We start from the raw sequence: 6,177 nt of genomic DNA on the forward strand, positions 1-6,177 counted from the left end.
GTGCGCTGCTGACGCCCGAGCCGCTGTTCTCGGTTTGCAACAGCAGGTTGTCCGCGTTGTTGGGGTTGCCGGCGGTGACGGTGTTGATTACCCCGCTCTCGCCTTGGTAGGCGCGGGTGAGCTTCAGGCCGCGCGGGTCGGTGCTGGTTTGTAAGCGGCCTTGCGCATCGTAGCCGAGGTACAGGGTGAGGTTGTCGCGGTCCTCGGTCGCGGTGGTCGGCGCCTGGGCGGCGGGCTGTTCGGTCCCGTGGCTGAGCGCCTCGATCTGCCCCTTCGCGTTGCGGTGCAAAAGCAGGTCGGCGTCTCCCGGCAGGTCCCAGCTTTGCGGGAAGCCGTCGTTTTGGGCGGGGTTGCCGGCGGTGGTCACCCGGTCACCGGTACTCATTTCGACGGGGTAACCCAGGCCGTTGATGCGCTGGGTCTGTTCGATGCCGCTTTCGCCGTTTTTCTCGGTGATGACGAGGTGATCGCCGTCGAGGCGGGTGGTGCGGGTGACGGTGAACGCGCGGTTGGGCAGGTATTCGGTGATGGCCGCGCGCGTGCTGTCGCTGCCAAGCCCCGCCGCGGCGCCGTGGCCGAAGGCGATGGTTGCCGTGGTGTCCAGCCAGGTGTTGTTTCCGGCTTTGGTTGTGATGGTGCGGTTGGCGCGGTGGTCGGTGAAGGTGACGGTTCCCGCGGCGTAGTTCCAGGCGGCGATGACGTTGTCTTTGAGTGGGCCTTCTTGCGCGGTGACGGCCGTACGGTTGCCGAAGGCGTCGTAGGCATGTTCCACCGCGCCGACGCCTTCCAGTTTGGTGCGGATGGTGCGGCCGGCGGCGTCGATGGTCAAGGGGATGGTTTCGGGTTGTTCGCCGGTGGGCTGCCAGGTCATGCCCGTGACGACGATGCCGTTGTCGCCCGCCTCGACGGTGAAGGTTTGCGTGCCTTGGGGCGCGGTGATTTGGGTGGGGATCTCGCTGTCCTCAAAGTAGCGGGTGGTGATGCGGTGGTTGGGATCGTCGTGGTCCTCTTGTTCGATGAGGCGGCCGAGGGTGTCGTAGCGCATGATGACCCCGCCGGGCGCGGCACCGCCGCTGACGACCTGGCGTCGCAACAGACCGCGCTCGTCGAAGTGGGCGGTGGTGGTGCTGCCGTCGCTGGAATCGGTGCTGGTGACGACGAGGCGGGCATTCTGGTAGCTGTAGCTCAGGGTCCGCGTGATGGTGGCGTCGGGTGCGGTGATGGTTTCGTTGGTGAGGCGGCCGAGGGGGTCGAAGCGGCGCCGGGTGGTGGCGTCGAGGGAGACCTCCAGCACGGGTTCGCCCCAGATGTTGAACAGGCGATGGCTGAGGATGTCGCCGGCGACCCCGTACTTGAGGCGTTCCTGCTGCAGGGTCTCGTTGTTGGTTTGGTAGATGCCGCCCACGGGGTAGTAGGCGCGGCTGGTGAGGCCGCCGTGGAGGATGCCGGTGATGTCGCTGCCGCCAACGGCGACACCGCTCGCGGAGAACAGGCGTTCGGTTTTGGCGGTGCCGTCGCGGGGTTGGTTCAGGTCGCCCGCAACCAAACGGATGAAGAAGAGGGTTTCTTGAAAGAGGGCGCCTATGTGATTCATGATCGGGCGACGGTTTTCGGTGACCGATTTAAGCAAACCTTGGCGGCGGCTTAAGTGACCACGGTGAAACTGCCGCCCCAGTCACCGAACCTGAACGCGCATGTGGAACGGGCGATTCGGAGCATCCGCGAAGAACGCCTGGATCGGTTTGTGATTTTCTCCAAAGGTCAGCTTGAATAGCTTTTGCGTGAGTACGTCTCATTTTACAACGAGGAGCGTCCACACCAAGACCTGTGAAATCGGCTGGTGTCCGGCGAGCAGGGCAAATCAGAGGGAAGGATCAGGCGACGAACCCGCCGGGGCGGCCTGCTCAGTTTTTATGATCGCATTTCAGATTAGAAATGTTGTGGATTTGGTTCGGACTTGAATCTATGGTCGTGTTTCAGGTTAGGAATGTTGTGGATTCGGTTGGCATTTGGGGCCGAAGTGCGCCCAAATAAAACCTTTGCACGAAAACCAGTCCTCTCACCGGCAAGATAATCGGCAATTTTCCATGAAACGAGCCGTTGAATCTTGTTAGGAGGAGCGGAATTTGGTGTAAAGTGGCGGTGTGGTTATTTTTGGGACACTATGGCTGGTTAACTTCGTCTTTTTTGTTTTTCCTGGTTCTCAACAGTTAGTGAGAACTCGTTTTTAGAGCGGAAGTGAGGAGAATACACTTCGCTATCAATGTGACCGTGAAAGTCTTTAACTTCTGAGACAGCAATTAAGTATTCACCGAGTGCTTTCAAACCTTTCGAATTTCCCCTGATATGAACTTGCCTTTCAAATGGTTCTTTTCCATCGAAGACTTCCAAGATCAAATTCGATCCTTGTTGTTTTGCCATGATAGGAACACCAGAATCGGAAAACAAACACACAACTTCAACTTTTTTTTCCACAAGTTCACCTCTGTTTTATAAACCGTAAAACGCTGCTTTTAAAATGGCATCTCTAACTCTTTTGTTTGTTAGTAACTTATTCGGAATGTAATTCTCCCAGAATTCATGTTGCAGACGAATGTAGACTTCAGAGCTGGTTCCCCGGTCGATGTGAACATGTGGACCATGGGTCCGGCCGACATGCACTTCCACCTGGTGTCTTCCGATTCTTTGTCTAGGTAGAATCTGGACATGTTTAGGAACTCGATTACGACCAAGAAGTTGCCTAGAAGCAGCGCTTACAACATCACCATTATACCCATGAAGGTACCTGACTTCTAACTTTAACTGCCCAGTGGCAATCGCTCTCTGGATTTCAGGGTTTGTCCTAAGTGCGCTAACCAGCGCGGATTTTTCGGCGACATCGGTCACGTAAACTCTTGAATTTTGAACTACCTTTGCCAAAATACCGGGGTCTTCAAGAAAGTTACCTAGCCTTTGGCCTGAAGTATTATAGACACTATTCCTAATTCCCATTAGACTAGAAGTTGACGATTCTCGAACAATTAAGGTGTTCGTTCTCGCTATCGGAATCAATGCTTCTGCAACATGAGCATTTAACAGAGCATCATCAATTACTAAAGCATCTCTTGCTAGCTTTTGTTTTGCTAGCCTACCTAGGTTACTGCCTCCTTTTAACAAAAATTTTCCGGACAAAATTAACCCAGGTATGAATACAGTCTCTAATGATTGATCTGATTCAATCTTTCCTGAGCCTGTTGTTCTGTCCCATTCATGTCCAAGATAAAATCCTTCCTGTGTGAAGTAGTACAAATTGCCGTAGGCGGAAATCGTTCCCGAAATAGGATCTAACATCCAACCCGTATTGATGACACCTCCAGTCGGAAGATTACCTTTGTTGTCAATCTGTTTAAAGGGAGGGCTAGATGTTATTAGCAGCTCTGGATTCTGGGTTGAATGAATCGCCGTATAAGATATATCTATCTGCCCGCTGAACGGTTCTTGAATATACTTGCCTTCTTTTACATTCTTGCCTTCAACTATCTGGAAAATATCCTCTTCGGTTTTTCCTTGAGCACGTAGGAATGTGGAGTCATAGGAGGTTCCCACACCCCAACTGAATAACCCATTTGGGTCCCAGAACATCATTGGGTTGCCGCCGGCGAATGCGTAAGGCTCGGTGAAGGTGCTTGGGTCGTAGATGTCCGGGGCGCGGAAGTCGGGGTTTAGGAAGTGGCCGAGTTGGGGGCTGTAGTAGCGGTGGTGCATGGTGACCAGGCCGGTGTCTTGGTCGCGCATGTGGCCGCTTAGGCCCAGGAAGGGTTGGTCGAAGCCGTTGAACGGCGGGGTCTCGAAACCTTGGTCGAGGTGGTAGATTGTTGTGCGTTTGCTTGCTGGGCCGGTGTTGTCGCCGCCCGCCACTTCGAAGCGGTCCGACCAGGTTTCGCCGTAGGGGCTGGTTGGGGTGTAGAACACTTTGCCGTCGCCGACCCGCTTGTACGCGAACGGGGTGCCCAGGTGGTCGTTGAACAGGTAATAGCTGTTGTTTGGGTTTTCCAGGTCGACGATGAAGGCTGGGCCGAAGGGACCGTGGGCCACCGCGTGGGTCCAGCGCGCCCCGTCGCCTTCTTTGCGGCCGACCGCGATCAGTTTTGAACCTTGGTACGAGAAAATCAGCGGGGTTTGGTTGCCCTCGGTGGCGGCGCGGATGCGGCGGTGCCCGCTGTCGTAAGCGTATTCAATGCGGCTGCCGTCGGCCCGCTCGATGGCGCGCAAGCGGCGGAATCCGTCCCATTCGTAACGGCCGCGTTGCTTGTTGGTTGAGACGGCGGCGACCTGGGTCAGGTTGCCGTTCTCCGGTTGGTAGGTCCAACCGACTTGGTGCGTGGTCTCCGGGTCCGCCGGTTGAGCCACCGCGCGTGGCGCCTCGCTGGTTTGTTGTGCGATGCGGCCGCCTTCGCCCTGAACCGTGCTTCGGCCGCGCAGTTGGATGTCCACCAAGTCGTCGCTTCCCGCAGGGCTGGGTTGGTCGTGGAGGACCAGCGTCAGTTGGGTGAGCAATTGTTTGTCGCCGTTGCCGTAGCTTTCGGTGAAGGACAAGGTCTCCGGCGCTTTTTGGGGGCCGTTGCCCGTGTCCGCGATCTCGCGCTCCACCCGCACCTCGCCCAAGGTGTGGTTGGGGTTGTAACTTGGTACCAGCGTTTCGCGCAGGTCCGGGCCGGCGCGGGTGACCCGCGTGAGTTTGGCACCGGAATAATTTACCGCTTGGTCGCAATCCTCGCTCAAGCCGTTGCCGCCGGTTTCGTATTCGAGGCTGAGTTCGAAGGTGTCGGTGCTGCTGATGCTTTTGAGCAGGCCGTTTTCTTTGGTGACGGTGAACGCGGTGCCGTCGCCCCAGGTCATTTGCGCGGGGAACCCTTCTTGCCAACCTTCGTAGCGCGTTTGCATGTTCGCGACCGATACCTCGGTCAGGTTGCCGGCGGGATCGTATTGATAGTTGAAGCTGGGGCCGCCCTCGATTTGAACGCCGGTTAATCGGTTGAGGTTATAGCGGTAGCTTTGGGTCACGCCGTTGGCGTCGGTGAAGCGTTCTAGTCGGGTGAGGTCCTTGGATCCGGCCGGGTACACGAACTGTTCGCCGCTGCCGTCGGCGTGGGTTAGTTGCACGACCCGGCCCGTCGCATCGTAGGCCGGGGTGATGGTTTCCGAGATGGGGGTGCCGCCGGCGGGATGGACGGGCGCCTCGGCGATCAGAAAGTCGACGCGGCCGTCGCGCCAAGCGATGCGCCGCGCGGGGTGGTTGCCCTCGCTGATGACCACGGGCCGGCTTTCGGCGTCGTAGTCGGTGGTTTTGGGCGCGAGGCCGGGGTAACCCAGGGTGGTAACCCGGCCTTGGGTGTCGACCTCGGCAAATACCTGGTTGGGGAACTGCAGGGCGCGGTTATCGCCCTCGGCGAAGAGGAGGTGGGTTTCGGGACCGTTGCCGGCGTCGTAGATCAGCGATTGCGGCGCGCCCCAGGCGTTGAACTGCACCTCGGATGCGGCGCGGTGGGGCCGTTCGTGACGGATCAGGTCACCCAAGGCGTTGAAATGGAAGCGCTCCGGGTGGCCGGCGCTGGGCCGCAGGGTGATGCAACGCGGTTGCCCGTTGTTGTGGTACGCAACCGCCAGGTCGGCTTGTTTTTGGGTGTCGCGTTCCAGGGTTAAACGCAGCGGGCGGCCGGCTTCGTCGTATTCGGCGTAGTGGATGCGGCGGCCCTCGGTGTCGATGATGTTGCTCAGGTTGAGGCCGTCGTAGTGGAATCGGGTGGTGCGGGTCGGCGTGTGGACGGCTTGTACGCGGTTGTGGGCGTCGCGCAGGACGGCGTTTTGTACGGCGTAACTTCCGTCGGGTTTTTGGATGGTCAGGGCCTCGAACTGACCGTCGGCGTCGTAGTAGAGGCGGCTGTTGCTGTTGTCCGGGCCGGTGATGTCGACGCGTCGGTCGGCCTCGTGCCACGCGAATTGGGTGGTTTCACCCTCGAAGTTGGTCAGCTGCTTGAGGCGTTCGGTGGCGGGATCGAGGCTAAACCGCGTTATTCTGCCATTGCGAATCAGATCGGTTTGGAAGGGGTTCTCGGTGCCGCGATGGATCGCCACCTCATCGCCCAGCCAGGATCGTTGGGTGCGGCGTGCGCTGCTGACGCCCGAGCCGCTGTTCTC

General features: G+C 58.2%; 3 protein-coding genes. All 3 read right to left on the minus strand.

The window, feature by feature from the left end; translation table 11 throughout:
- Nucleotides 1–1,594 (minus strand): hypothetical protein (locus J3U88_RS33700; protein WP_207863623.1); only part of this gene is annotated, 1,594 nt, incomplete at its 3' end.
- A gap of 578 nt (nt 1,595–2,172) precedes the next feature.
- Nucleotides 2,173–2,475: an Imm32 family immunity protein gene (locus J3U88_RS33705; protein ID WP_207863624.1), complete on the minus strand. Its 303-nt coding sequence runs from the start codon at nt 2,473–2,475 to the stop codon at nt 2,173–2,175.
- Between the two features lie 15 nt (nt 2,476–2,490).
- A partial coding sequence (locus J3U88_RS33710; protein ID WP_207863625.1) for an RHS repeat-associated core domain-containing protein occupies nt 2,491–6,177 on the minus strand: 3,687 nt, incomplete at its 5' end.

Source organism: Acanthopleuribacter pedis (assembly GCF_017377855.1).
Classification (GTDB): Bacteria; Acidobacteriota; Holophagae; order Acanthopleuribacterales; family Acanthopleuribacteraceae; genus Acanthopleuribacter; species Acanthopleuribacter pedis.